At 65.5% G+C, this 26,736-nt stretch carries 25 protein-coding genes; 20 read left to right on the top strand and 5 right to left on the bottom strand.

The features are described 5' to 3' along the window. Positions 1–90: 90 nt before the first annotated feature. On the bottom strand, positions 91–696 hold the full coding sequence (locus AKJ09_RS20475; protein WP_146648892.1) for a CGNR zinc finger domain-containing protein: 606 nt from the start codon (positions 694–696) through the stop codon (positions 91–93). A gap of 127 nt (positions 697–823) precedes the next feature. Here AKJ09_RS20475 and AKJ09_RS20470 point away from each other — a divergent pair, with 127 nt between their 5' ends. The 9 genes from AKJ09_RS20470 (at position 824) to AKJ09_RS20430 (ending at position 11,445) form a co-directional block, all read left to right on the top strand. Beyond that, positions 824–1,804: an alpha/beta fold hydrolase gene (locus AKJ09_RS20470; protein ID WP_146648891.1), complete on the top strand. Its 981-nt coding sequence runs from the start codon at positions 824–826 to the stop codon at positions 1,802–1,804. Between the two features lie 190 nt (positions 1,805–1,994). After that, positions 1,995–3,029, top strand: coding sequence for a hypothetical protein (locus tag AKJ09_RS20465; RefSeq protein WP_146648890.1), 1,035 nt, complete (start codon positions 1,995–1,997; stop codon positions 3,027–3,029). Positions 3,030–3,089: 60 nt separating this feature from the next. After that, positions 3,090–3,725, top strand: a complete 636-nt coding sequence (locus tag AKJ09_RS20460; protein WP_146648889.1) for an RNA polymerase sigma factor — start codon at positions 3,090–3,092, stop codon at positions 3,723–3,725. Next, positions 3,722–4,423: an outer membrane protein assembly factor BamD gene (locus AKJ09_RS20455; RefSeq protein ID WP_146648888.1), complete on the top strand. Its 702-nt coding sequence runs from the start codon at positions 3,722–3,724 to the stop codon at positions 4,421–4,423. The genes AKJ09_RS20460 and AKJ09_RS20455 overlap by 4 nt, the downstream gene beginning before the upstream one ends. A gap of 50 nt (positions 4,424–4,473) precedes the next feature. Continuing rightward, on the top strand, positions 4,474–5,709 hold the full coding sequence (locus AKJ09_RS20450) for a hypothetical protein (RefSeq protein ID WP_146648887.1): 1,236 nt from the start codon (positions 4,474–4,476) through the stop codon (positions 5,707–5,709). Beyond that, positions 5,706–6,902, top strand: coding sequence for a WD40/YVTN/BNR-like repeat-containing protein (locus AKJ09_RS20445; RefSeq protein ID WP_146648886.1), 1,197 nt, complete (start codon positions 5,706–5,708; stop codon positions 6,900–6,902). The genes AKJ09_RS20450 and AKJ09_RS20445 overlap by 4 nt, the downstream gene beginning before the upstream one ends. Then, complete coding sequence (locus AKJ09_RS20440) at positions 6,899–8,320, top strand: hypothetical protein (protein WP_146648885.1); 1,422 nt, start codon at positions 6,899–6,901, stop codon at positions 8,318–8,320. The genes AKJ09_RS20445 and AKJ09_RS20440 overlap by 4 nt, the downstream gene beginning before the upstream one ends. A gap of 99 nt (positions 8,321–8,419) precedes the next feature. Continuing rightward, the gene (locus AKJ09_RS20435; protein WP_146648884.1) at positions 8,420–9,667 is read left to right on the top strand and encodes an RCC1 domain-containing protein; all 1,248 of its coding nucleotides are present in this window, start codon (positions 8,420–8,422) and stop codon (positions 9,665–9,667) included. Further along, a complete protein-coding gene (locus tag AKJ09_RS20430) occupies positions 9,664–11,445 on the top strand; it encodes an IgGFc-binding protein (protein WP_146648883.1) in 1,782 nt (593 codons plus the stop codon). Before AKJ09_RS20435 ends, AKJ09_RS20430 begins: the two co-directional genes overlap by 4 nt. A gap of 47 nt (positions 11,446–11,492) precedes the next feature. On the opposite strand, the gene AKJ09_RS20425 is transcribed toward AKJ09_RS20430, so the two are convergent. Next, on the bottom strand, positions 11,493–12,197 hold the full coding sequence (locus AKJ09_RS20425; RefSeq protein ID WP_146648882.1) for a response regulator: 705 nt from the start codon (positions 12,195–12,197) through the stop codon (positions 11,493–11,495). Continuing rightward, complete coding sequence (locus AKJ09_RS20420) at positions 12,194–14,893, bottom strand: sensor histidine kinase (protein ID WP_146648881.1); 2,700 nt, start codon at positions 14,891–14,893, stop codon at positions 12,194–12,196. The genes AKJ09_RS20425 and AKJ09_RS20420 overlap by 4 nt, the downstream gene beginning before the upstream one ends. A 232-nt stretch (positions 14,894–15,125) precedes the next feature. Between AKJ09_RS20420 and AKJ09_RS20415 the strand changes: the two genes are divergently transcribed. From AKJ09_RS20415 to AKJ09_RS20390, 6 genes are all read left to right on the top strand, one after another. Then, complete coding sequence (locus AKJ09_RS20415; protein ID WP_146648880.1) at positions 15,126–16,415, top strand: outer membrane beta-barrel protein; 1,290 nt, start codon at positions 15,126–15,128, stop codon at positions 16,413–16,415. Positions 16,416–16,502: 87 nt separating this feature from the next. Beyond that, entirely contained in the window at positions 16,503–16,595 is a 93-nt protein-coding gene (gene kdpF / locus AKJ09_RS20410) for a K(+)-transporting ATPase subunit F (protein WP_146648879.1), read from the top strand. A 2-nt stretch (positions 16,596–16,597) separates the two neighbouring features. Then, on the top strand, positions 16,598–18,724 hold the full coding sequence (gene kdpB, locus AKJ09_RS20405; RefSeq protein ID WP_146648878.1) for a potassium-transporting ATPase subunit KdpB: 2,127 nt from the start codon (positions 16,598–16,600) through the stop codon (positions 18,722–18,724). Positions 18,725–18,879: 155 nt separating this feature from the next. Further along, entirely contained in the window at positions 18,880–20,583 is a 1,704-nt protein-coding gene (gene kdpA, locus AKJ09_RS20400) for a potassium-transporting ATPase subunit KdpA (protein ID WP_146648877.1), read from the top strand. Between the two features lie 11 nt (positions 20,584–20,594). Next, positions 20,595–21,248 (top strand): K(+)-transporting ATPase subunit C, encoded by a 654-nt coding sequence (gene kdpC, locus AKJ09_RS20395; protein ID WP_146648876.1) that lies wholly within the window; start codon positions 20,595–20,597, stop codon positions 21,246–21,248. Between the two features lie 239 nt (positions 21,249–21,487). Next, on the top strand, positions 21,488–21,952 hold the full coding sequence (locus AKJ09_RS20390) for a hypothetical protein (protein WP_146648875.1): 465 nt from the start codon (positions 21,488–21,490) through the stop codon (positions 21,950–21,952). Here AKJ09_RS20390 and AKJ09_RS20385 read toward each other — a convergent pair. Continuing rightward, positions 21,949–22,497: an NADPH-dependent FMN reductase gene (locus tag AKJ09_RS20385; protein ID WP_169927694.1), complete on the bottom strand. Its 549-nt coding sequence runs from the start codon at positions 22,495–22,497 to the stop codon at positions 21,949–21,951. The genes AKJ09_RS20390 and AKJ09_RS20385 overlap by 4 nt on opposite strands. A 41-nt stretch (positions 22,498–22,538) precedes the next feature. On the opposite strand from AKJ09_RS20385, the gene AKJ09_RS20380 reads away from it, so the two are divergent. From AKJ09_RS20380 to AKJ09_RS20370, 3 genes are all read left to right on the top strand, one after another. Then, complete coding sequence (locus AKJ09_RS20380) at positions 22,539–23,258, top strand: TetR/AcrR family transcriptional regulator (RefSeq protein WP_146648873.1); 720 nt, start codon at positions 22,539–22,541, stop codon at positions 23,256–23,258. A gap of 78 nt (positions 23,259–23,336) precedes the next feature. Further along, positions 23,337–23,933 carry an isochorismatase family protein gene (locus tag AKJ09_RS20375; protein WP_146648872.1) on the top strand — a complete coding sequence of 199 codons (597 nt, stop codon included), beginning with the start codon at positions 23,337–23,339 and terminating at the stop codon, positions 23,931–23,933. Positions 23,934–23,963: 30 nt separating this feature from the next. Beyond that, on the top strand, positions 23,964–24,509 hold the full coding sequence (locus AKJ09_RS20370; protein ID WP_205633752.1) for a cupin domain-containing protein: 546 nt from the start codon (positions 23,964–23,966) through the stop codon (positions 24,507–24,509). Positions 24,510–24,521: 12 nt separating this feature from the next. Here the strand turns inward: AKJ09_RS20370 and AKJ09_RS20365 are convergent, their stop codons facing one another. Further along, the gene (locus AKJ09_RS20365; protein WP_146648871.1) at positions 24,522–24,959 is read right to left on the bottom strand and encodes a hypothetical protein; all 438 of its coding nucleotides are present in this window, start codon (positions 24,957–24,959) and stop codon (positions 24,522–24,524) included. Positions 24,960–24,994: 35 nt separating this feature from the next. Here AKJ09_RS20365 and AKJ09_RS20360 point away from each other — a divergent pair, with 35 nt between their 5' ends. Both AKJ09_RS20360 and AKJ09_RS20355 read left to right on the top strand, forming a co-directional pair. Continuing rightward, positions 24,995–25,966, top strand: a complete 972-nt coding sequence (locus tag AKJ09_RS20360) for a BamA/TamA family outer membrane protein (RefSeq protein WP_146648870.1) — start codon at positions 24,995–24,997, stop codon at positions 25,964–25,966. Between the two features lie 209 nt (positions 25,967–26,175). Next, complete coding sequence (locus tag AKJ09_RS20355) at positions 26,176–26,733, top strand: hypothetical protein (protein WP_146648869.1); 558 nt, start codon at positions 26,176–26,178, stop codon at positions 26,731–26,733. Positions 26,734–26,736 lie beyond the last annotated feature (3 nt).

The raw sequence follows: 26,736 nt of genomic DNA, 5'->3' as shown, positions 1-26,736 counted from the left end.
GCGCGCCCGCCCTCGGTTCGGGGCAACCGCACGCGCAGCATCCGCGACCACGCGCAGACGGTGCGCGGCCAGCAGGGTCAGACGCCCCTCCTACCGTCCACCGCGAGCGCGATAGGCGCCGACCTTGTGGCGGTTTCCGCAGAGATCCATGCTGCACCAGCGGCGCCGATGGTTCTTCGACGTGTCGAGGAAGTAGAGGACACACGCGGGGTCTTCGCACTTGCGAACGAGCGATAGATTCGCGTCGACGAGCAGCGATGCGATGACGCGAGCGAGCGGCGCGACGGCGTCTTCGGGCGAGCCACGCTGGAGCCGATGACGCCGCTCGAACCCTTCTTCCTTCGCGAGAAGCTCGACGTACTCTCCGGAATGGTCGCGAAGCTCTGCGTTCAGCTTGGACAGGAGCGCCACCGAGAGCCTGCGGCCGTCTGTCATCTGCACGATCACCTTTCGTAGGACGTCGCGTAGCGCGCGTGCCCGTGTCACGGCCGTGCCTCCCGACGGCCACGCCTTCCGCGCGAACGCCGCGTCTTCCGCGGACACGAGCTTGGCTTCGATGAGGAAATCGAGAAGGGCGTCGTAGTCGGTGATTCGATCGACCAGAGCTCCGTCGACCATCGGCGTCGTGTTGAGGAAATCGAGCGCGGGATCGTTCGCCAGGAACAAGAAGGCGGAGGCGCTTGTGTTCGAGCTCACTTGGTCACCATCAAAAAGTTCATTGACAGGTTACACGAGCATCCGTAACCGTCAAACGAACGTTTTGGTAGTGTCGCGCCGCCCGCTCTCCTGCAGGCCCGTCGCAGTTCGCCGATCTGGAGGCTCCATGCGCTCTCTTCGTTCGTCCATCCTCGGCCGCGTTGCGGCTGTGCTCGGCTCACTTCTCGTCGCGGCTTGCGCGCCGACGCGCAGCTCCGAAGCGCCACCTCCCCCGTCGCTCCCGCGCGTCGCCTACAACAAGGTCGAGGTCGACGGCGTGTCGATCTTCTACCGCGAGGCCGGCGCGCCGGGTAAGCCGACGCTCCTTTTGCTTCACGGCTTCCCGTCGTCGTCGCACATGTTCCGGGATCTCATCCCGGAGCTCGCGAACGACTTTCACCTCGTCGCGCCCGACTACCCCGGCTTCGGCAACAGTGGCTCACCGAGTCCGGACGAGTTCGCATACACCTTCGATCACCTCGCCGACGTCATCGAGCACTTCGTCGAGAAGATCGGCCTTCGGCGTTTCGCGCTCTACGCCCAGGACTTCGGTGGCCCGGTGGGCTTCCGGCTCGCGGCACGCCACCCCGACTGGGTGAACGCGCTCGTCGTCCAGAACGCCAACGCCTACGACGAGGGACTGTCGCCGATGGCCGAGGAGTTCCTTCGACCGTTTCGGAGCGGCCGCACGCCCGAAGCAGACGCCAAGGCGCTTGCGCTCTTTCGGCGGGACGGAACCGTTGCCCAGTACTTGACCGGCGCGAAGAACCCGAGCGCGATCTCACCCGACGCCTGGAACATGGACCAAGCGGTGCTCGATCGACCCGGCAGCGATCGCATCCAGCTCGAGCTCCAGGCGAACTACGTGACGAACCTGGCGCGCTATCCTGAATGGCACGCGTACTTCGAGAAGCACCAGCCGCCGACACTCGTCGTCTGGGGCAAGGGAGATCCGATCTTCACCGTTCTTGGCGCCAACGCCTACGCAAAGCACCTTCGCAACATCGAGATTCACCTGCTCGATACCGGCCACTTCGCTCTCGAAGAGGAACATGCCGCGATCGCTGCGCACATTCGGCGGTTCTTCCGCGAGAAGAACATCCGATGATGAGCCGACACGGAGGTGTGTCCGTCGTCGATAGACGTCGAAATGCGGAGCTCCATCGAGTAGGCAAGGTATCCCCCTCCTCCTTACACGCGAGCTTCTCTCGCAACGCCCGGACGGTGGTGCGCTAACGTCGAAGCCGTCCATGGTGCGTCGGCGGCGGAGCGGTGCGAGGGCATCGTCCACAGAGGGCATGCGCGTTCTGGCGGCCGCCGTCGCGGTCGTCGCGCTGCTGATCCCCACCTCCGCCCGGGCGGAGGTCGAGCCCATCGCATTTCGCTACGAGGCGAGCGGCGCGTGTCCGTCCGAGTCGGAGTTCCTGGAAGCGGTACGCGCGCTGACCAAGCGTTGGTCGCTCGTGCCCGCTGGAACGTCGGAGGTCCGGACGATTCGGGTTCGCATGGCGGCGGCCCCCTCCAAGGCGACAGGCAGACTCGTCATCGCCGACACGAGCGGCACGAGCTCGGAGCGAGACATCGTCTTGCCGACCTGCACCGAAGTGAAGCAGGCGCTCGCGGTCATGGTCGCCGTCGCGATCGACCCCCGCGCCGGCACGGCCGATGAGACGGAGCCGACGCCTCGTGAAGGCACGCGCGAGGCCGAGCCGCGCGTCGAACCTGTGGTTTTGCCTCATCCCGAGCAGCGCGCTGCCACGGCGCCCATCTCGACGACGCCAGCTCCGAGCACGCGCTCGCCCGTCACGTTGGACCTCCGCGTGGAGCTCACCTCCGCGGTCCTTCGCGGAGGCCTCGTAGGACTCGGCGCCTCGATGACCCTCGAACTCCCGACGCCCGTGCGGACTCAGGGGATCTACCTCCTTTGGCCCAGCATCGGCCTCGGCTTTCGCCAGAGCCTCCCCAAGGAGCGATCCCTGCGCGGCGGAAGCGCGGAGTTCATCTGGAGAGCCGGACAGCTGCGCTTCTGTCCGCTGCGCGTCGCGATCCACGCGCTGGCGGAGGTCTCGTCGTGTGTCGAGACGAATCTCGGCGCTCTTCGCGGGTCCGCCGAAGGTCTCCCCGACGCTCGCAACCTGTCGAGCTTCTGGGCCGACATTGGTGGCTCAGTCTGGGCCGCCGTCAATCTGTCGGAGCGTTTCTTCTTGAGTTCAACCGTATTGATGACCCTCCCGCTCGTCCGCCAGCCCTTCGCCTTGGCCAGCGGAGCGTCCGTCGCGAGCGTTCCGCCGCTCGGCGTCCTGGGTGGCATCGGGATCGGCGCGAAATTGTGAGCGATTCACAAATCGGATCTTTTTTCGATCAGACCTGTCCGACGAGTGCACTAGTCGGGCGTGCTCATCTCGTCGGCCGCCTCGGTGGCGGCTTCCAGCGCAGAGAGTGACCGCAACGCGCAGGCCGATTCGGCCATTCGGGCTGTGCCGGCCGACGCTGCCGCGCGCGAGCCCGAACGCTCGGAGAGCCTCCACCGGCTCGTACGCGAGCACTTTTCTGCGGTCTGGCGGTTTCTTCGACGACTCGGCTTCGACCGGCACCTTGCCGACGACGCGGCGCAAGATCTCTTCTTCGTCGCACTGAGGCGGATCGACGGAGTCACGCCTGGGCGCGAACGTGCGTTTCTCCTCGGCGCTGCGCTTCGCATCGCCGTCCGCATGAAGCGTCGAGGTGCACGCGAGATCCCGGTGGACCTCCGCGACGCGGAGCTCGACGAGACCGCCGCCACGCCCGAAGAGCACCTCGACGATGAGCGGGCCCGCAAGGTCCTCTACCAACTGCTCTCCGAGCTCGACGAGCGCTTTCGCGTCGTCTTCGTCATGTACGAGCTCGAAGGGATGACGATGCAGGAGATCGCCGAAGCGCTCGAAATCCCCTCGGGGACGGTCGCGTCCCGCCTTCGGACCGCGCGCGACGACTTCCGCTTTCGCCTCGAGCGCTACCGCGCACTCGCACGCGAGAAGGAGGGCCTATGAAGGACGGACCCGAGCGCCTGATCCACGAAGATCCGGGCTTTGCCCGCCTCGTGGCCGCGAGCGACCGAGAGGCGCCGTCGAGAGAGCTGCTCGAAGACGCGCTATCCCGCAGCGCCCCGCGTTCGAGCTGGTGGAGCTGGGGAGGACCGGGTTTGGCGGTGGGGATTGCAGCCCTCGGCGTCTCGGTCCTCGGCATGACGACGATGGCTCCGGAAGCATCCCTCGAGAGCCGCGGTGTGATGGCGCCTGTCTCGCCTGTCTCGAGCGCCTCGAGCGCCCTCCCCGCCCCGCCCGTCAAACCCGTCGCCGAGCCGCCAATCGCCACGATATCGGTCGACGACCTCGCCTCCGCGCCCCCCGAGCGCCCGAAGAGCGCGGCGCCTTCGGGCACAGTCACCCGCGTGCAGGCCGATGCAGGCTCCCCGAGCTTCGCCGATGAGCTCGCGCTCGTGACCGCGGCCCGCTCGGCGCTCGAAGCCGGCGATGCTTCTGCCTGCATGCGCGCCGTCGATCGCTACGACCAGCGCTTTCACGGCGGGCTCTTCGCGCAGGAGATCGAGGTGCTTCGCATCGAGGCACTGGTCACTTCAGGAGAGCGCGCGCGGGCGCAGGCGCTTTCGGATCGGTTTCTGTCCGCGAACCCGCGAAGCCCCTACGCGGCTCGGGTTCGCTCGCTTCTCGAGCGCACGCGCGACTGAAGCGTGAACGTGACATTTGCAAACTCTGGCCGCGAGGTTCGACCGTCGCCATGAATGAACGTTCTCATCGCTCTTCCGCTCGATTGCGGCCAAACGTTCCTGTTGCGCTCTTCGGGGCGGCTTCGCTCGTGGCGCTGCTCGCCGCCTCGTGCACCGCCTCCGAGAAGGATGCGTTCGTCCTCGGTAACGATCTCGCCGACGGCGCTGCGCCGGGGTTCAGCACGGTCGAGGACGCGGGAAACGACGGCAGCGTGGCCCTTACCGAGTACTGTCCGACGGACAAGTGCCCTCCGGGCTGGACCACCTGCCCGAACTCTCGTTTTCCGTGCGACGTGAACCTGCGCGCCGACGTGAAGAACTGCGGCGCCTGCGGTCTCTCGTGCCCCACGGACACGGGCAACGAGATCTTCGCCTGCGTCGAGGGCGCTTGCGCGCTCACCTGCCGTGGCAGCTCGCGCTCGCTCGACTGCGACGGCATCGTCGACAACGGCTGCGAGGCCAGCGCGCTCCACGACGAGCACTGCGGGGCTTGCGGGAACAAGTGCACGAATCCGAAGAAACGATGCGTGGACCAGTCGGGGCGGAACAACGACGGCGTGTTCGGTTGCGGCTGCCCTTCGAACAAGATCTATTGCGACCGGGGATGCTGGGACCCGATTAGCGACGACGACTATTGCGGTGATTGCCAGACCCATTGCGATCCGACCAACGGCGGAGCTCCTGCCTTGCCGCACGCCTATTACGGCTGCGTAAACCGCAATTGCGGCAACGTGAAGTGCGAGCCGTATTACGCCAATTGCGATAACAAGGAGTCGAACGGGTGCGAGCAATTCCTCGTCGAGGATGACAATTGCGGCGCCTGCGGAAACGCGTGTGGGGACGGACAGGTGTGCCGCCTGGACCAGAACAACGTCCCGCGCTGCATGTGCCCGCCCGACAAGACGTTCTGCGACGCGGGCTGCTACGACGGGCTTTGCTTTGGCCGATGCGTCGACCTCACGTCGGACAATTACAACTGCGGAGCGTGCGGCGTCGACTGCTACGTCCCAGAACGAAATGCCAAGGGTGTCTGCAACTACGGCGCCTGCGTCATGGACTGCAACGAGGGTCGCGCGGACTGCAACAACGCGTGGTCCGACGGCTGCGAGGTCAACACGGACAGCGATCCGCAAAACTGCGGAGCGTGCGGGCGCGTCTGCGATGCGGTGGCAGGCCAAGCGTGCGTCGCCGGCCGATGCGTGGTGGAGCCTTGCAGCAAGGACGCAGGAGGAGGCCCTACGCGATGAAGGCGAGAGGATGGCAGCTCGGCCTGGCAGGCGCGCTTTCGTGCACTGCCGTGGCGATGGGAAGCACGCTCGCGGCGTGCGCCTCGGACGAAAACGACGCTCATGTCGACAACGCCCCCTCGACGTCCGTGCCGGTGCCGGATGGAGGGGAGAGCGATGCCGCAAGCGAGGCGGACGCCGCGCCGTGCGGTGACTGCGAGTATTTCCCAGAGGCGTGCGCGTCCGACGTCCTCTGCCCGAACGGCCCATTCGATCCGTCGAACCCCGACGTGGGCATGGACTGGCGAACGCGGATCAACGTCATTCGTGGCCGTTCGGCCAGCGATGTTTGGCTCGCCGGCACGGTGGGCGCGATGGCCCACTTCGACGGCGCTTCGTGGACGGTCTCCGAAGTCGGGACGAAAGAATCCCAGCGCGCCATCTGGCTGGCTGGCGGAGGTGAGCTCACGCTCGGCTCGGTCCAGGGCATGTATTCGCGAGGCCTCGGCGACGGTGGTGCGGACGCAGGCGTGTCCTCCGGCGGCTGGACGCTGCATGCGACGCCGGAGCTGCCACCGGACTTCGGCGCTGCCCTCAAGGCAGGATGGTCGGCTCCCGGCTCTTCGTCGTTCTGGATCGCGACCGAGAGCACCATGTGGCGTTTGCAGCTCACCACGACGTCGACGCTCGAAGTGGTCGCGGGCATTCCGTCGGGCTCCTGTCGTGAGCTCCTCTGCAGCCAGCTCGCGAGCATTCATGGGGCATCCGCGAAGACGCTCTGGGCCGTCGGGGATTTTGGCGCTGCCCTGCGCATCACGGACGCCGATGGGGAGACGCCGTCGGCGACGCTGTTCAATTCGTTGACGTTGCAGCGCCTGACGGGCGTGTGGGCGGCCTCCGATACGGATGTGTGGGCCGTGGGTGGAAGCGGGACGATCCGTCACTACACGGGCGCTCCGCTGCAGTGGGACGAGGTCAAGGACGTGCCCACGAACGAGAACCTCAATGCGGTGTGGGGCACCTCGTCCTCGGATGTCTGGGCGGTGGGCAACGCCGGCGTCGTTCTCCACTACGACGGCGCGAGCTGGTCGCGCGTGAAGATTGCGGGCCTCGGCGCGCGGCGTCCGGATCTCTATTCCGTGTGGTCGTCAGGGCCGGGGCACGTCTGGATCGGTGGCTACGGCGTCGTCCTGGCCCTCGGAGGAAAGCCATGAGAAGCGCTGTTGTCCTCACCTCCGTCGCGCTCTCGCTCTTCGCCGCCGTCGCGTGCGCGACCTCGAACGACGAACCTCCGCCGCCGCCGAACGAGGAGGGCCCGAAGGCCCTGCCCGACGGGGGAGTCAAGGAAGACGCGGCGCCGGACAGCGCTCCGCCGATCGTGCCCTCGTGCAGCAACGGGGGATGGTGTTCGACCACGCTGCCCGATCAGGATCTGACCCTGAAGGACATCTGGCCGTTCGAAACTCGCGCCTTCGCGATCGCGGAGAGCGAGAACCTCGGCGTCAAAGTCCTCGAGTGGGACGAGACTACGCGCGTCTGGAGTTACATCGACGACAACACCCAGAACTCGTTTGCGTTCGATAGCCACGCCGGAAAGATCTGGGCGCCGAACGAGAACGAGCTCTACTTCGGTGCCGGGCCCGGCTTCATCTACCACGGTAAACGTTCGGCAAAGGCGTCGCCTTGGTCGTGGGAGCGGAGCCAACTCGACGACAACAGTCACGACGCGAGCGCCGACCATGATCATGGTCACGTCGAGTACTTGAATCCGTCCTACCTCCTGCACGAGGCGACGGCGATCGGCGTTTGGGGCACCTCGGCCGACGACGTCTACGCCTGGTACGCCAATACGATCTTCCACTGGAACAGCAAAGATGGCGGCGCGCCCGCGTGGGTTCCCGAATACATTGCGGACGACGTCGACAACGGCGCCGACACGTTCTTCGTCTTCGGCGCCAGCGGCTCGGGCCCCGATGACATCTGGTTCGCCGGCGGACGAGGCAGGTACGGCGACTGGAACGTCTTCCGCTGCCCACTCGTCATTCACAAGACGGGCGGCGTTTATCGGCGCGTCGTCGACAACGTCATCAACGAAGTAGAGTTCAGCGATTACTACAGCAACACGTGCTTGCCGAAGGACGGGGCCCTAGCCTTCGAGTGGACGACGCCGAGAGGCGATACGGGCCCTTGGTCGAACGGTGGCTTTCTCACGAACATCGAAGCGGTGGGGCCCGGCCGCGCCGTCGGTGTCGTCGGTGAAGACCTCTTTGCGTACGTCGAGTCGGCGGGAGAGGGCCTGGCCCGCGTCAACCGTGTGGCCGCCAAGGTGCCTCGCGACGCACTGCCGTCGCTGGTGAACTCGGTCTGGGTGCAAGGCACGGAGACGTGGCTGAGCGGCTGGGGAATGGTGCTCCGAACACCCAACGATCCTGCGAAGTGGAGCAGCGGCCTCGGGCTCTTCACGCCGGACGACATTCAGCGTCTCGGGATCGACGCGGCCACCTTCTCCTTCTCCCCGACGGCAATCAACGGGTCGCCGCTCGATACGCCGCTCCACCAGGTGCGCGGCACCTCCAACACCAATCTCTGGGCGATCGGACTCCACTATGCGCTTCACAAAACGACGCCTTGATCGGAGAGCCTCGGGCGTGTTCGTCGCCACCTGCTTTTTGGCAGCGGGTGGCGCGGCCGCGAGCTGCTCGAGCAGCGACAGCGTCGACCCGAACCGAGCGTGGTCGTCGGCGACGATGCCGCCGCTCCGCAGGAGGCATCGGCGGGCGATGCCGGGGTGGACGCGGAGTCTCCGCGCGATGCCGCGTGGGTGGACGTGACCGCGCTGCCGGTGAGCTGCGCGTCGCAACCGTGCGCAACGTCGCTCGTCACCACGTTCGGGGCCGACGGCGATCCCGGCGAGGGCTTCTGCGCGCTGCTCAGCGACGGCACGGTGGCGTGCTGGGGAGCGAACCGCGGTGGCCAGCTCGGTCGCGGGGAAGACGCGGCCACCATCCCGAGCTCGAACGCGGAGCGCGTCGTCGGCCTCTCGAACATCGTCAAACTCGATCACACCTGCGCCATCGACAAAGACGGGGCCGTGTGGTGCTGGGGCACGGGACCGTTCTTGCGCGACGACGTAGGCGCCGTAACGACGGAGCGTGCGCCGGTGAAGCTCAATCTTCCTGCCGCCACCGCCGTCGGCGTCGGGAAGGCGGCGGCATGCGCCGGCACGGGTGGCAGTGGCGGTGGAGGCGAGGTCCTTTGTTGGGGAAGCAACGGGGACGGACAGCTGGGTCCTCCAAGCCGCGACGAGGACCTGGGGGCGCCGCGCCCGATGCCTCTGCCGTCCGGCGCGCCCGTTCGATCGATCACCGTCGGTCGGGCCACGCTCGTTCTGCGTGAGGACGGCACCATGGTGACCTGGGGAGCGAACCCGCCGATTGGACGCGTCTCGCCCTTCTTCCCGGATCCGAACCCGCAGAGCGCCGCGCTCAAGGGCGTCTTCATGCTCGATCTGGCGGACGACAACGCCTGCGCGACGGCCGGGGGCACCGGCTACTGCTGGGGCGCTCCCGTCGTCCCGCTCGAACGGGGGAATGGCTCCATCACCGAGCGTGGGATCCCCATGCCGGTCGTGACTCCCGAGCCCATCGTCCAGATGGCGACGACGCACGGGTACATGCGGGATGACGGCATCTGGCAGCGGTATCGCTGGTGTGCGTCCTCCGTCTCGGGCGTCGTCTACTGCTTGGGCCCCAACGACAGTGGCCAAGCGGGCGACGGCACGCAGATCTACGCATACAAGGCCGTCCAGGTCGAGGGCCTGAAGGAGCAAGCGGCGGACGTGAAGACGACTCCGAACACGACGTGTGCGCTGCTCACGAGCGGCAAGATCTACTGCTGGGGGAGCAACTCCACGGGGCAGCTCGGCAACGGACAGGTCAAGGGACGGAGCTTGGTTCCGGTGGAGGTGGTGCTTCCATGAGCGTGCGTGCATCCAGCGTTGCGGCGCTCTCCTTCGTCGGCCTCGCGCTCATCGCCGCGGCCGCGGCCATTGCCTGTGGCGAGGACCGCGGCGAGTTCGATACCTCGGGGAACGGTTTCGACGCCGCCCAAGAGGCCGGTGACGCCGGCGACTGCCCATTCCAGTGTTCGATCGACGGCCGGCAGGTCGTTCGTTCGTGCTCGGGTGAGGTCGTCGAAACGTGCTCGGAAGAGCAGGCGTGTGGCGCCGCGCTGTGTCAGGAGCCGTGCGCAGCGGCGGCCGCGGATCAGAGCTCGAACGGATGCGAGTTCTATTTCCAGTCGCCCGCGCCGTTCGCCGACGCGCCGGACAGCTGTTATGCGACGTTCATCGTCAACACGTCGACGCAGCCCGCCGAGATTTCGCTGGAGCGCGATGGCAAATCCCTCGATATCTCGAAGGCGGTATTCCGCCCGACGAGCGGCAGCGACAGGCTCACTCCCCAGAGCGGACCGATCGCGCCGGGGGACAGCGTCATTCTCTTCGTCTCGGACCACGATCCCGAGAAGCCCATGTCGGGGGCGCACTATGCGGGATGCCCGAGCGGCGTCGTTCCTGCCGTGCTCTCGGGGCTCACGTCGTCCTCCACCGGCATCGGCACCTCGTTTCATCTGAAGACGAGCAAGCCCGTGTCGCTCGTTGCGATGTACCCGTTCGGCGGCGCGACGACCTTCCTTCCCAGCGCCACGCTACTCCTGCCCGTCGTCACGTGGGGCAAGCAGCACCTCATCGTCAATCCGTGGGAGGGCGGCGAGGGAATGACGACGCAGATCGTCGCCTCCGAAGACGAGACCGAGATCACCATCCTTCCCACGCACGAGATCCAGAACGGCACGGGCGTCAAAGGTGCGGCGGCGAAGGTGCCGGCGACGTACCGACTCGGCAAGGGCCAGCACCTTCAGTTCGTCCAGTCGAGCGATCTGTCCGGCAGCATCGTCGAGTCCACCAAACCGACGACGACCTTCGGCGGACATCTTTGCGCGAACATTCCGACGACGGGCGGCGCTTGCGACTCGCTCGACCAGCAGATCCCTGCGTTCGAGCAGTGGGGCTCCGAGTACGTCGGCGTCGGCTATCGCCCGCGCACGGGCAACGAACACGAAACGATGCCGTATCGCATCGTCGCAGCCCGAGACGGCACGCGCCTCGACTACGATCCGGTCATTCCCGCGGGCGCTCCGACGGAGTTGTCGGCCGGTGAAGTGGCGACGTTTCCTGCCGGAACGGGCGACGCGTTCGTGGTGCGCACGCAGGATGCCGATCATCCCATTTACGTCGCCGCGTTCATGACGGGATTCGAGGGCGGCTACTTCGGCTCTCCGTCCACGGGGCAGTGGGGTGATCCGGAATTCGTCAACGTCATCCCTTCGCGGCAATATCTGAACTCGTATAGCTTCTACGCCGATCCCTCGTATCCCGAGACGTCGCTCGTGATCGTGCGCGCCAAAACTCGCGGCGAGTTCAAAGACGTGTGGCTCGAGTGCGCCGGCAATCTTACGGACTTCAAGCCCATCGGAACACGCGGCGAATACGAGTTCACACGCGTCGATCTCGCGCGAAGTGGCGGACCGGGCCAGAAGTTCGGCGACAAGACCTGCCAGAACGGTCTGCAGAAGATGAAGAGCGACGGGCCCTTCACGGCGACCGTGTGGGGCTGGGGCGTCGCCTCCAGCTACGCTTATCCCGGAGGCATGGCGCACCGTAAGCTCGTCACCACCCCTCTGCCGCCTGTCCGGTGACGCGTTTCACGAAGCGCGCGACGCGACCGAAACCGCCACGCTGAGCTTCACCCATCGAGTTTGAGGCGATAGCCGACGCCGAGTTCGGTGAGCAGGTGCTTCGGTTGTGCGGCATCGGCTTCGAGCTTGTGCCGCAGTTGGGTCATGTAGACGCGCAGGTATTGGACCTGGTCGGAGTGACCTGGGCCCCATACCTCCAGAAGCAACTGGCGGTGGGTCATGACCATTCCGGCGTGCTTCACCAGTGCCACGAGAAGCTTGTATTCCGTCTTCGTGAGGTGAACCTCCTCGCCCCGTTTGGTGACGACGCGCTTCACGAGGTCCACCGTGATCTCGCGGCCGATCTCGATGCTGGCGGTCGTGGTATCGCGCATGAGCGCGGCATGGCGCAAAGCAACGCGGATGCGCGCGACGAGCTCGGAGGCGCCGAAGGGCTTCGTGATGTAGTCGTCCGCCCCTTCCTCGAGCGCGGCAACTTTTGACTCCTCCTGCCCGCGTGCCGAAATGACGATGATCGGGAGACGGCTCCACTCGCGGAGCATTTTCACGACTTCGATACCGTCCTTGTCGGGTAAGCCGAGATCGAGGAGGACGACGTCGGGCGTGTAGGCGGTGACTTGCTGGATACCCTCGTTGGCATTCGTCGCCTCGATGACTTGATATCCACGAGACGAGAGGGCGAGACGCACGAACCTCATCATCTGAGGCTCGTCGTCGACGACGAGAACGAGGGGCTTCTGTTCGGTGGTCATGACGCTTTGCCCTGCACCTCACCAAGCGAGCTGGCGGGCGCGCGCGGGAGTGTGAAATGGAAGGTGGCGCCGCCAGCGCTTCGCGAACGCACGCCGATCGTGCCGCCGTGAGCTTCGACGATGCCTCGACAGATCGTGAGGCCCAAGCCCACGCCGCCGCCCTCGCCCTCGTGGACTCGATAGAACTTCTCGAAGACTCGTTCGGCGTACGCCGCTTCGATGCCCGGGCCTCGATCCGACACCTCGATGGTCACCACGTCGCCTTCGGCCTTGGCCGCGATCTCGATCGGACTTCCGGGCGGCGAGTACTTCGTGGCGTTCTCGAGGAGATTGATGAGGACCTGCTCGACGAGCGCGGAGTCGCAAAACGCGAGGAGATCTTCGGGCACGTTCGTTCGCACGTCGCGGCCGGCCAGGCGATCCGACGTCCGCGCGAGCGCCGATCCCACGAGCTCCTCGATCGAGAGCGGCCCCGTCTTGACCTTGAGCGCCCCGGCCTCGAGTCGGGTCATGTCGAGAAGGTCGCGCACGAGACGAGAGAGGCGGAGAGCCTCTTCGTGCGCCGTCTGGAGCAGCTCGCGTCGCGTCGAATCGTCGACCGGCGTCTCCTCGTCGAGAAGGGCGCTCGTCGCACCGGTAACCACGCCGAGCGGCGTACGAAAATCGTGGGAGACCGAGCTGAGGAGCGCATTTCTCAACTGCTCCGTCTCGACCCGCAGACGCGCATCGCGCGCCTCGTCGGCGAGAGACGTTCGTTCGAGCGCGGAGGCGATGATGCCGGCAAACGTCTCGAGCAACTGGCGTTCGTCGGCATCGTCGAGCCGAGCACCGGCGGACGGAAACAGCGAGAGGACCCCGACACGACCGCGTGATCCCGTGAGCGGCACGACGAGCGCACCGGCGGACGGAAGCGTATCGGTTCCCCTCCCCGCTCGCTTCTGATTGGTCCAGACCCAAAGAGCGATGCCGACGTCCTGTCCGCCCGGCGCGAAGGTGCCCTCGTCGGCGAGCGCCATCGCGAGCGATCCATCCGACGCGGGCAGGTGAACCGCAATGTTCGCGTGGAATACCTCGCGGAGATGACGTGCCGCGGCGTCGAGCAATGCGTCGCGCGATTGTGCGAGCCCGACCTCGCGCGTCACCGCATAGAGGCTCGCCGTTCGGCGCTCACGCTGCCTTGCGCTGTTCGCCTGATCGCGAATGCGCTGCGTGAGGTGGCTGACGACGACGCCGACGACGAACATCACGGCGAAGGTCGCAATGTGCCTGAGGTCCGAGACGACGAACGTGAGATAGGGCGGAATGAAGAAGAAGTCGAAGGCCAGGCACGTGAGAACCGTGGCCACGAGCGACGGGCCGTAGCCGAACCTCATCGCCACGACGACGATGCCCGAGAGCATCACCATCACGATGTCGGCGAGCTCCTTTTGCCCGAACATGAGCCACGAAACGAGCGTCGCGGCCGCCACGACGACGACTCCGGCGGCATAAGGCGCGACGGCCACGGTCCGCGGGGGCCGTTCGTCTTTCCCACGAACGACGGTGGGCTCTTCGGCCTCTCCGGAGATGACGTAGACGTCGACCTCGCGACTCCTGCGGACGACATCGTCGAGGAACGACCCCCGCACGACGTCGCGCCAGCGCGAGTGTGTCGGCTTACCGACGACAATCTTCGTGACATTGCGCTTGCGCGCGTACCGTACGGTCTCGATCGCCGCGTTCTCACCGCGAACGGTCACCGGCTCTCCGCCGAGGGATTCGAGCAGGCGCACGTTGGTCGCGAGTCGCTCGCGGGCTGCGGGCGTCATCCGGATGGCAGCGGGCGTCTCGACGTAGAGCCCTATGAGCGAGGCCTGGAGGCTCGATGCCATGCGCTTCGCGGCACGGACGAGACGCACGGAGTGAGGGCTCGGAGAGATGCATACGAGGATGCGTTCCCCCGTGTGCCAAGGTGCGTCGATGCCATGCGCCGCTCGGTAATTTCGGATCTTCGCGTCGACGCGGTCGGACGTGCGCCGAAGCGCGAGCTGCCGCAGCGCAATCAGGTTTCCTTCTTTGAAGAAGTTCTCCATGGCGCGGGCGGCACGCTCTGGAACGTAGACTTTGCCTTCGAGCAGGCGTTGCAAGAGCTCCCCCACGGGGAGATCGATCAGGCGAACGTCGTAGGCTCGCTCGAAGACGGCGTCCGGAACGGTCTCGCGAACGACGACACCGGTGATTTGCGCCACGACGTCGTTCAGACTCTCCAGATGCTGCACGTTCAACGTCGTGAAGACGTCGATTCCGGCGTCGAGCAGCTCCTCGACGTCCTGCCAGCGCTTCGTATGGCGTGAGCCCGGTGCGTTCGTGTGCGCGAGCTCGTCGACCAAGATGACGTGAGGGCGCCGCTCGAGTGCTGCGTCGAGATCCAGCTCTTCGAGCTTGATGCCTTGGTGAACGATCGTCCGTCGAGGAAGGAGCTCAAGTCCGATGAGGGCCGAGGCCGTGTCGTAGCGGCCGTGCGTCTCCACGATGCCGACGAGCACGTCGCGCACGCCATCGCCCGTCTCGACGCGTGCGGCCTCGAGCATCGCATACGTCTTGCCGACGCCAGGGGCCGCTCCGAAGAATATCGTGAGCTTCCCGCGACGCGCCTGCTCCTCCACGTCTTTCACGTGGGAGAGGAGTTCGTCCGGATCAGGCCGACGATCCGCCATGACAACGAGACTCGGCGACCACGCCAAGGTTCTAGGGGTCGCGAGATCAAGACCGCATAAAGAATGCGGGCCCGACGCATTGCAGCGCGGCCGCCGGTTCCCGGATGCCCTTTATGCGCCGTTTACGTGACCGCGCCCCGGATTGACGCGGCGCTCATGCCACGACCGATAAATCGTCGAGCGTGACACCAACCGCGCTGACGCCACGCGCCGCGCGCCACGGAACGATTCGATGTTTGCCAATCTCCGTCCATTCGATGTGCGCCGCGCGGCACCGATCGCGTTGCCTCTCGTCGTTTGCCTCGCGCACGCCAGCCCTGCCTTCGCTCAAGACGAATCGCACGCGGCTCCGCCTCAGCTTCTGCCGGACTCTCCTCCTCCTCCCCCTCCCCCGTCTGCGGAGCGGGCGGAGACCCCGCCGCCGGACACGTCGACGCTCAAGGTGGTGCCCACCGGCTACGTCGAGGCCTACTACGCCTACAACCTCAATCGACCGTCGAACGGAATTACCAATTATCGCGGCTTCGACAATCGCCACGACACCTTTTCGCTGACCAACGCGGCGCTCGGCGCGAACTGGGACGCCGGCCGCGTGGGAGGGCGCGTCGTGCTCCAAATCGGAAGCACGCCGAGCAGCTACTACAGCGGAGAGCCCGCACTCGCGGGAGCCGGCGGTGCGAACGCATCGAACGGCGAGCTGTGGAAGTACTTGCAGGAGGCCTTCATCAGCTACAAGGCCCCCGTCGGGCGCGGGCTCCTTCTGCAGCTCGGGCTCGTCGCCTCTCCCATCGGCTTCGAGACATTCGCGGTCAAAGACAGCTGGAACTGGTCTCGCTCGAACCTCTTCGTGGGTTTTCCGTATTACCACACGGGCCTTCGCGCGACGTACGACTGGACCGACGAGCTCACCACCACCGTCAGCGTCTTCAACGGCTGGAACAGCGTCGTCGACAACAACGAGGAGAAGAGCGTCCAGGCGAACGTCACGTACAAGATCGCGGGCACGCTCCTTCTCCAGGCGCTCTACTTCGGTGGCACCGAACGTTCGCGCGGCTCCGAAGAAGGCCCCGCCTGGCGTCATCACTTCGACGCCGTCGCGGAGGTCGATCCGACGCCCTGGCTCTCCGTCGCCGGCCAGGGCGACTACGGCTGGGAGGATAGCCGCATCGGCACGGCGCGCTGGGCCGCAGGCGCAATCTATGCGCGTTTCCAGCCGTTCAATCGCGTCTACCTCGCGCTGCGCGGCGACCGTTTCCACGAACACGTGGCAACCGACGCGAGCGGACGCTCGAGCACACCTCTCTTCTGGGGCGGAGTCGAGTGGGTGAGCTCCGGGACCGTCACGCTCGACGTACGCCCGCACGAGCAGCTCTCCGTTCGCCTCGAGTATCGCCACGACATGGCCGAAGCCCCGCTCTTCTTCCGCGGTGACGTCCAGGGCGACGGGAGTTCACAGGCCCCGTACGTTCCCAACGCGCGTACGCAGGACACGCTCCTGCTGGGCGGCACGGCCTGGTTCTGACCATGTCGACCAATACCGACTTTCCCATTCGTCATTCGGCCCCCACGCGCTTCCACGCGAGGAGCGAACGTCTCCGAGGAGACCGCCATGTCCGTCTTCCACCTGGTAAGCGCCGTCGTTTCCGGCGCCCTCTTCGTCTACCTGCTCGCAGCGATGCTGCGGCCCGAGAAGTTCGAGTGATCATGAGCACCAAGGCCAAGAAGGCGCAGCGCGGTCATGCCCCTGTGCCCCTGAACACACCGTCTCGAAGCCACGATCGCCCGCTCTTCGACGCCCCGATCGTCAAGCGTGCCATCGTCGAGTCATTCAAGAAGCTCGACCCGCGACATCAATTCAAGAATCCGGTCATGTTCGTCGTCGAGGTCGGAAGTGTCCTCACGACGGCGCTCTTCTTCCAAGCTCTCGTGGGCAAAGGCGAGGCGCCGACCGGATTCATCCTGGCCATTTCACTCTGGCTCTGGTTCACCGTCCTCTTCGCGAACTTCGCCGAGGCGATGGCGGAGGGCCGCGGGAAGGCACAAGCCGACACGCTCCGGCGGTCGAGGCGCGATACCATCGCGAAGAAGCTCCAGGAACCACGACGCAACGCCTCCGTCGTGATGGTGTCCGCCGCGGACCTCCGAAAAGGCGACGTCGTGCTCATCGAGGCGAGCGATGACGTCCCGTGCGACGGCGAGATTCTCGAAGGCGTCGCCTCGGTGAACGAGTCCGCCATCACCGGCGAGAGCGCGCCCGTCATTCGCGAAGCAGGCGGAGACCGAAGCGCCGTCGTGGCCGGCACGCGCGTGCTTTCGGACTGGATCATCGTCCGCGTAGGCGCCGATCCCGGCAATACGTTCCTCGACCGCATGATCGCCATGGTCGAAGGCGCCAAGCGGCAGAAGACACCGAACGAGATCGCGCTCAACATCCTGCTCGCGGCGCTCACGATCGTGTTCCTGCTCGTGACGGTCACGCTGCTTCCCTATTCGATCTTCAGCGTGGGCGTCGCCGGCGCCGGACAGCCCGTCACCATCACGGTTCTCGTCGCGCTGCTCGTGTGTCTCATTCCCACGACCATCGGTGGCCTCTTGTCGGCCATCGGCATCGCCGGAATGGACCGCATGATCCAGGCGAACGTCATCGCGACGTCGGGTCGGGCGGTCGAGGCCGCGGGCGACGTGGACGTGCTTCTCCTCGACAAGACCGGCACGATCACCCTCGGCAACCGGCAAGCGACCGCATTCCACCCGGCCCCGCGCGTCGGAGAGCGAGATCTGGCCGATGCGGCTCAGCTTGCCTCGCTCGCCGACGAGACGCCGGAAGGGCGAAGCATCGTCGTGCTCGCGAAAGAGAAGTTCGCGATTCGCGAGCGACACATGGGAGACCGCGACGTCGTCTTCGTCCCCTTCACGGCGCAGACGCGAATGAGCGGCGTGGATCTCGACGGCCGACAGATCCGCAAAGGCGCGTCCGATGCGATCCAGGCCTACGTCGTGGCGCGCGGCGGAACGTACCCCGACGCTGTCCGCGCGAAGGTCGCCGAGGTGGCGAAACGAGGTGCCACGCCCCTCGTCGTCGCCCAAGGCCCGACGGTCCTCGGAGTCATCGAGCTGAAGGACATCGTCAAGGGAGGCATCAAAGAGCGCTTCGCCGAGCTCCGTCGAATGGGCATCAAGACGGTCATGATCACGGGAGACAACCCCATGACCGCCGCGGCCATCGCTGCAGAGGCGGGCGTCGACGACTACCTCGCGGAGGCAACGCCCGAAGCGAAGCTGAAGTTGATCCGTGAGCACCAGCGCGGAGGTCGGCTCGTGGCGATGACCGGAGACGGCACGAACGACGCTCCGGCGCTCGCCCAGGCCGACGTTGCCGTGGCGATGAACTCCGGAACGCAGGCGGCGAAAGAGGCCGGCAACATGGTCGACCTCGATTCGAACCCGACGAAGCTCATCGAAATCGTCGAGATCGGCAAACAGCTTCTGATGACACGTGGCGCCCTGACCACGTTCAGCATCGCCAACGACGTTGCCAAGTACTTCGCGATCATTCCGGCGGCCTTCACCGTCACCTATCCCGCGCTCGACAAGTTGAACGTCATGCGCCTCGCCTCACCGCAAAGCGCGATCATGAGCGCGGTGATCTTCAACGCGATCATCATCATCTTCCTCGTACCGCTCGCGCTGAGAGGTGTGGCGTATCGGGCCATTGGCGCCGACGCGCTCTTGAAGCGAAATCTCCTCGTCTACGGACTCGGCGGCATCCTCGTGCCGTTCATCGGGATCAAGATCATCGATCTGATCCTCGTCGCGCTCCACCTCACCTGATCGTCACGGGTTGCGCGGCGCGAGCAATCAATCCCGCCATCGAATGGGAATTCGTCCAATGAACGACTTGATATTCATCGCAGTGACAGCGGCATTCTTCGTCGCCACCGCGTTCGCCATCGTCGCGATGGAGAAGGTTTGAACGGAGCCTTGGAATGCTGATCAACATCTTGGCATTCACGGCGGCCCTGTGCGCAATGACAGGGCTCGCCGTACTCATGGGCAAGTGGCTGGCGCGCGTCTTCACTGACACGCGGCACACGCTTCCCGAGCGCTTCACGTATCGACTCTTCGGCGTCGATCCGAACGAACGCATGGGCTGGGCGCGTTATGGCATGGCACTCCTTCTTTCGAATGCCGCCATGATGCTCCTCGGATATCTGATTCTCCGCGCCCAAGCGGCGACACCGCTCAACCCACTGGGACTCGGCGGGCAGCCACCGGACCTGGCCTTCAACACGGCGACCTCGTTCATCACGAACACCAACTGGCAGGCCTACTCGGGAGAGAGCAGTCTCTCGAACTTCAGCCAGATGGCGGCCATCACGTCGATGATGTTCGCCGGAGCGGCTGCCGGCGTGGCAGCGGCCGCAGGCTTCGTTCGCGGCCTCGGTCGGACCAGCGCCGCGGACATCGGGAACTACTGGGTGGATTACACGCGCACGCTCTATCGCGTGATGCTTCCGCTCTGCTGCTTCACGGCCCTCGTCTACGTCTGGCAAGGAGTTCCGCAGACGCTCGAATCGTGGGCAACCGCCAAGACGCTCGAAGGAACCACGCAGCAGCTCTCCATCGGAGCCGTGGCCAGCTTCGAGAGCATCAAGCACATCGGAACGAACGGCGGCGGCTTCTTCGGGATGAACTCCGCCCATCCGTTCGAGAACCCGACGCCCCTCACGAATCTCGTGCACATCCTGTCGATGCTCTTGATTCCCTCGGCGCTGACTTACGCGTTCGGCAGCATGCTCACGCAGCGGCGCCAGGGCTGGGTCTTCTTCGGTGCGTTCGTCGTGATGTTCGTGGGCTTTCTCTCCATCGTCCACTCGGCCGAGCAAAGCGGCAATCCGCTCCTCGGCGGGCTCGGTGTCGATCAGGCGCTCTCGAGCCTGCAGAGCGGCGGCAACATGGAGGGCAAAGAGGTGCGCTTCGGCATCGGCGACACGAGCCTCTTCGTCGCCACGACCACGGCGGCAACCACCGGCTCGGTGAACGCCATGCACGACTCGCTCAGTCCCATGGGCGGGTTCGTCCCGATTGCTCTCATGATGCTGAACTGCGTCTTCGGAGGCGATGGCGTCGGCCTCATCAATCTCGTGCAGTACGCGATTCTCGCCGTGTTCCTCGTCGGAATGATGATCGGGCGCAGCCCGGAGTTCCTCGGCAAGAAGATCGAAGCACGCGAGATCAAGCTGGTGATGCTGGCGGTTCTCGCCCACCCGCTCTCCATTCTCGGCTTCACGGCGATTGCCGCCGTCTGGCCGGATGCGAAGAACAGCCTCAACAACGTCGGTCCGCACGGGTTCAGCGAAGTTCTCTATGCGTACACGTCGGGCACGGCGAACAACGGTTCGGCCTTCGCTGGGCTCAACGCCAATACCCCCTTCTTCAATACGACGATTGGACTCGCCATGCTGGTGGGTCGATTCCTGACGATGCTGCCGATGCTCGGAGTCGCCGGCGCGCTTGCGGCCAAGAAGACCGTTCCCGCCGGCGCAGGCACCGTTCGCACGGCCACGCCGCTGTTCGTTGCCCTGATCGTGTTCGTGGTCCTCATCGTGGGAGGACTCACGTTCCTTCCCGCACTCGCCCTCGGTCCCATCGTCGAACAGCTCCAGCTGGCCGCCGGCCACACCTACTAGCGGGTTTTGAAATGACGGAACAAGCTTCGCCCCTACGACCGCACACCGGCATGCTCCGGCCCGTTCTCGTGTCGGCCATCTTCGTCATGCTCTTGACCGGGTTGGCCTATCCAATGTCGACGGCGCTGGTCGCGCGCATCCTCTTTCCGTTCCAGTCGCGCGGAAGCCTGCTCGAACGTGATGGCGCCGTGGTGGGATCGGCCATCGTCGGACAGAACTTCACGCGGCCGGAGTACTTCCACCCGCGGCCCAGCCTGACGATGGGTCCTGACCCCGCGGACGCGAGCAAGACGATCGCCGCGCCCTACAACGCCGGCCTCAGCGGCGCGAGCAACCAAGGCCCCACGAACCAGAAGCTGCTCGACGACGTGAAGGCGCGCGTCGAGGCGTACCGCAACGAGAACGGCCTCGCCCCCGACGCGACCGTGCCGGTCGACGCCGTCACCGGCTCGGCCTCGGGTCTCGATCCCCACATCACGATCGCCAATGCTCGCATCCAAGCCGGACGGGTTGCACGCGCGCGTCGCGTCGACGAAGCGGAGGTCCTTCGCCTCATCGACGCGAACACCTCGGGTCGATGGCTCGGGCTCTTCGGAGAGCCGCGCATCAACGTGCTCCAATTGAATCTCGCGCTCGACACGCTGCCCGCGAGCAAAGCGAAGTAGCTCCCACGCCCGTTTCGACGAGCAAGCGCGCGGCACCACGAACGACGAAGCAGGACCGATTCGGCGGGGTGCCCTGTGGACATCTTGTGGGCTCGAAGCCGCGCGTCTCGCTCGCATATTGAAGATGGTCGTGAGCGCGGAACACGTGTTCACCCTCGGAGCTTCGGAGCTCACCGCAGGCGCGATCCGGACGCCTCCCTGGCTCGCCGCTGGACGCTGGTCCTGCTACTGAGTGCGCGATGGACGGAGGTCCGCTCCCCACGTTCGACGTCGCGGCGCTTCACGCGCGGCTCCGCGAGCGAATTGCGGAAGTCCAGCCGCCCGTCGTCGCCGACTTGATGCGCGTCTTCCTCGAGGTCTCGGTGCTCCCTTGCGAGCTGCGGCTCTGGTCGCTCGAGTTCGCGTTCGACGAAGACGACGGCCGCATCGCACGAATGGAAGCGCGCTTCGCGAAGCCCGACGCAGCCCACCGCGACCTCGACGAGCTCGACGACCTTCGAGGCTACGAAGTGCAGATCCTTCTGCCGAAGATCATTCCCAATCGAGCTCCCGCGGAAGACGTCGCCACCACCACCGACGCCGAAGAGTCTGCGCCGACTCCTCGTACCCTCGTCACGCGCTTCCTCCGTGCGCTCGCCGATCTCGGCTCCTACCGTTCGATCGAAACGGTCGAAGCTCGCTCGGCAACGGTCCTGCTGGTCTAACCACCGAGCGCAATCCAAGAGTCGAATGCCTGCATGAACGTGACGAGCAGCTCTTTCCCGGGCCCGTCGCGGAGGCGCTCCTCCTCGTCGAACAGCCGGTCGATCTGACTCAGATAGATCTCCGGCTGCTGGAGTACGGGCACATCGAGGAACACCAGCGCCTGACGCAGGTGATGGTTCGCACCGAAGCCGCCCAGCATGCCCGGAGAGAAGCTCGCCACTGCCGCGGGCTTCCCACTCCACACCGAGTGCTCCTCGGGGCTCGAGCCGATGTCGATCGCGTTCTTCAACATCGCCGGAATCGATCGATTGTATTCCGGCGTGACGAAGAGGAGCGCGTCGACCGCTCGCATCTCGGCGCGGAAGCGGGCCCATTCCGGAGGCTCTCGAGGCTCGAGCTCCTCATGATAAAGGGGCAGGTCGGCAACGACGATCTCCCGCACCTCGAGGTCCGGCGGTGCAAGTAGGGCGAGCGCGCGCCCGAGTTTGCGCGTCCATCCGGACGCCCGGGTGCTCCCGAGAAGGAGCGCAGCGGTCTTCGTCATTGTCGAAACTCGCCTCCAAGAAATTGTAGAATTGCTCATGTATGACCAAAACCTTACGACCCGGAGCTGGTCGCGTCAGCTCGCGTTCCGAGCGTGAGAAAGGCGCGCGAAAGAGCGCCCAAACGTCACGAAGCGAGAAGGTTGCTCAGGTTCGTCGGCGCGATGCGCGCCGTGAGCCCAAGCAGCGAAGGGCACGCGAGACGGTCGAAGCCGTCCTCGACGCAGTGGTGAGGATCCTCAAGCGCGGGGGCATCGAGAAGGTCACGACGAACCGCATCGCCGAGGTGGCCGGGGTGAGCGTCGGATCCGTGTATCAATACTTCCCGGACAAGCGCGCCATCTTCGGCGCACTGCACGATCGGCACGTCGGCGAGATCAGCCAAATCGTCGAGAGCACGCTCGTCACCCACGCGAACTCGTCGTTCGAAGATCTGGTTCGCGCCCTGGTCGAGGCACTCGTGTCGGCGCATGGCACCGATCCCGAGCTCCACGAGCTGCTCACCACGCAGGTCCCCCATGCCGGCGGAGAGCGCGCGTTCGAAGAGCGCTTGCGGAGCACGTTCCGACTCGCGATCCAATCGCGTTCGAAGTCCTACGATGAACGGGACTTCGAAAAGGTGCTCTTCATCCTCCCCCACATGGTCGAGGGCCTCGCGCACGGCGCCGCGCTCCGCCGTCCTGCGGGGCTATCGCAGAAAGACGCCACCGCCGAGGCCGTTCGGGCCGTGCAAGCCTATCTGCGAACGGTGCTCCGAGGCTGAAGCAATCGCACCGCTGGGCTCGGCATCACCGAGTAGCGCGACGACCGGAGAGCCTTACTGCTCTTCGTGAGGGTTTCCATGATCGCGCCCTACGACGCGAACACGGCGCTGCTGGTTCTCGACGTCCAGAACGACTTCGCCTCGCCCGGAGGGAGCCTGGCCATCGCAGAGGCCAGAGAGATTCTCCCGTTCGTGAATGAGGAGATCGCTCGCGCTCGGCGCGGAGGAGCGCGGGTCGTCTACACCCAGGATTGGCACCCCGAGAGTACACCGCACTTCCAAAAGGACGGCGGGATCTGGCCAACACATTGTGTCCACGACAGCTGGGGCGCGGCCTTTCATCCCGACCTCGTCATCGACGACCCGATGCTCCAGTTGATACGGAAAGGCACCGGCGGCGAAGACGGTTATTCGGCCTTCACCGTCATGGTCCCGACGAGCTTGGAGAAGAAGCCCACCGAGCTCGAGCAGCGTCTTCGAGCTTGGGGAGTGAAGCGCATCGTCATCGTCGGCCTCGCCACCGACTACTGCGTGAAAGACACGTCGCTCGACGCGCGCCGCCTCGGCTTCGACGTCACCGTCTTGCGCGACGGCACCCGGGCCGTCAATCGAACGCCCGGCGACGGAGAGCGCGCTCTCGAGGAGCTCGTGCGTGCCGGCGTTCATCTTCGATGACCACCCGCGATCGCCGGAAGGAGGGTTCGAATGAGCACGATCACGAGGACGCTTCGCGAGTCACGCGGCTTGGGAGTGGGGCTGCTCTTGGCCGTGGTCGCTACGAGCGGAGCCGGCGCGAACGCCGCAACGCCGAGCCCTCCCAGCGCGCACTATTGGCACATCTGGACGGATGCATCCGGCAGTACGCACCAGACGAAGTGCGAAATACGGAACTTCGATCTGAAGAGCATGAATCCGCCGGCGCAGCCCCAATGGCAGGCTCGAATGGCGCCGTCCAACGCCACCGTCATCGTCACGGTGCAGCCGGTCGGCTGGTCCGGCCCGTGGCACGAAGACCCGAAGCCTCAGTGGATCATCCCACTCTCCGGTCGCTGGTTCGTCGAGAGCACCGACGGCACACGAACCGAAATGGGGCCGGGCGAAATCTCCTTCGGAGAAGATCAGAATACGAAGCCCGACACCACGGGTCGAAAAGGGCACTCTTCGGGAACGGTCGGCAACGAGCCCGCGACGTTGATGGTCGTCCAGCTCGAAAGTCCTCCGGTCACGAATTCGCCATGCCACTTCCGGTGACGCTCGTTCGCTTTACTCCGCGCGCGTGTCGTGGACGAACGCGGTCGTCGAGGCGAGCCTCAAGGGACGTGCCGGCGCGACGAACGGCAGCTGTTCGTAGCTGACCATATACGTGCCCGGCACGATGTCGTGGACGACGAACGTGACGTCGCGCGTGATGACGCAACGCGAGACACGCGTGGGGCGATCGCGAACGATGCGGATCACGTCTCCCTGACGGAGGACGTCGGTGCGTGCGTTGGTCGAGCAATAGTCCGTGAGGTCATGCACGACGACGAGCAAGTCCGGCCCTTCGACCGACGTCGAGATCGACGTGCGTTCGGCGTGCGCGGGACGCACGAAGGTCGTGGCCGCGAGCAGCGCCGCGGCCGTCCACGGGAGGTGGCGAGGCATGCTGATGGAACGCGCGAGGGCCCCGATCGATTTGGCCAGCATGACGAATTCGATCATGTGCGGCGTGTGGCGCACCGCAGCATGGAGATCGGATGTGGAAGGAAGACTTTCTTCCCCGCGCCCGTAAGTCGATCACGATGGTCACGCGTGCTCTCTTTCTCGCCGGTAGTCTCCTCTTGGCTGCCTGCGGCGGGCACGTGTCGAACGGGCCGCGAAACGCCACGACCGCGCTGAACGTGCTCGTCTCCGACGGCGGCGCGATGACCGAACGCGCGATGACCGTCGCTCGCACCACGCTCGACAGAATGCCTGTGGGTGCAGGTGCCAAGGACTACCTCTACGAAGAGCGCATCAGGCCTGCCGAACCCAGTGTCTTTCTGTTCGATCCGAACTTGTACGCAGGCGCGCTCGACGCAACGAGCGGGAATCTGCTCGCCGCCTATGCCGACGCAGGCTACCCCTTCGCCGAAGTCGACGATCCGCAAGTCCGCCCGCGAGACGACTGGCGACACGTCGACGTCTTCTTCACGGTACGCCCCGGCCCGAGACTTCGTTTCGGATCTTTGAGGATCAAGGGCGCCGACGCCATGGGTGCAAGTCTTCCCAGCCTCCCCGCAGGTACGTGGTACTCGCGCGTCGAGGAGCGGCGCGTCGGCAACGAGATTTACGCGTTCTTCAGGGAGAACGGCTATCCGATGGCGGAGCTCTCCCGCATGGTCCAACGCCGCGCCGACCTGGCCGACGTGTTCATCGCAGTGAATCTCGGCGATCCGATCGACATCTCTACCGTGGAGGTCGTCGATGAAAATGGCGACCCACTGCCGGACGACCTCGCGCCTCTCGGCGTGAAGCCGGGCATGCGCTACCGCGAATCGACCTACCAAGCAGCACGCGCTCACCTCCAGCGCGCTCATCCAAGCAGCGACGTCACCTTCCAGCCGGAATTCATCGGCCGCCTGGAGCTCTCCCCACCACGCGCGAACGGACGAACCCTCGACGTCCTCTCACGCCCCCTTCCCTTCTCCGCTCGCCTCGTCTTCGTCGTCGCCAAACCGAAGCGCTGAGCTCGCCGTTTGTCCAGGAATAGGCGGACCTCGCCCCCATTGATTGGGCGCTTCAGTGGGCGGCGAGCGTTGTGGCCGTAGGAGGCCCATATCGAGAGCACACAGTTTCAGGGACGCAATGGATGATTGTGTCACCGGGCGCCTGGTTGCGTTCGATGAAATAGGAGAAAGCGAGCCCACGAACAGCGAGAATCAGCGATAATGTCCCGATGTCCGTCGGCCAGGTGCGCGGGCCCAGCATGGGCGCATCGAAGCTCCATCGGAGTCTGGTCGATTACCTCTATCGATTACCCGACGACGTCGACCGCACCGCACTGCTGGCGTGCCTACAGCGGTGGCTTGCGCACTTCGTTGGCGAATTCGGCAAGCCGATACGGCTCGAATACGGATTGGACAAATACGTCGACCTCGACCTGCTGCGCTATCCACTGTCCCGGACTGCGCTCGAAGCAGCGCACGCGCTGCGGTGCCTTCGTTCACACGAGCGCCCCACGTTGGAAAGCCTCGCAAGCGCTGTCTCCTCGGCGTTCCGGCAAGGGATCACGGTCGCTTCAGAAGTCGATTGCCCACGATGTTGGGGCCCCGACGGCTTGAAATTTCTCGAGAGCCCCACCACGAACATGTTGGTGCTGGCCTGCGATACGTGCGGGCGGGCGCAGGACACGCAGGGCCAAGAGTGGTCGGCCACCGAAGGTAAGCGACTTCGCGCACCCGAGGAGGCGCGCTTTGCCGTATGGGACCGACGCGAGATCCGGCCGATAGCCTGAGCG

It is taken from the genome of Labilithrix luteola, assembly GCF_001263205.1.
Classification (GTDB): domain Bacteria; phylum Myxococcota_A; class Polyangia; order Polyangiales; family Polyangiaceae; genus Labilithrix; species Labilithrix luteola.
Note: the sequence above shows the minus strand (reverse complement) of the source record. Positions and strands in the feature narration are given on the sequence as shown.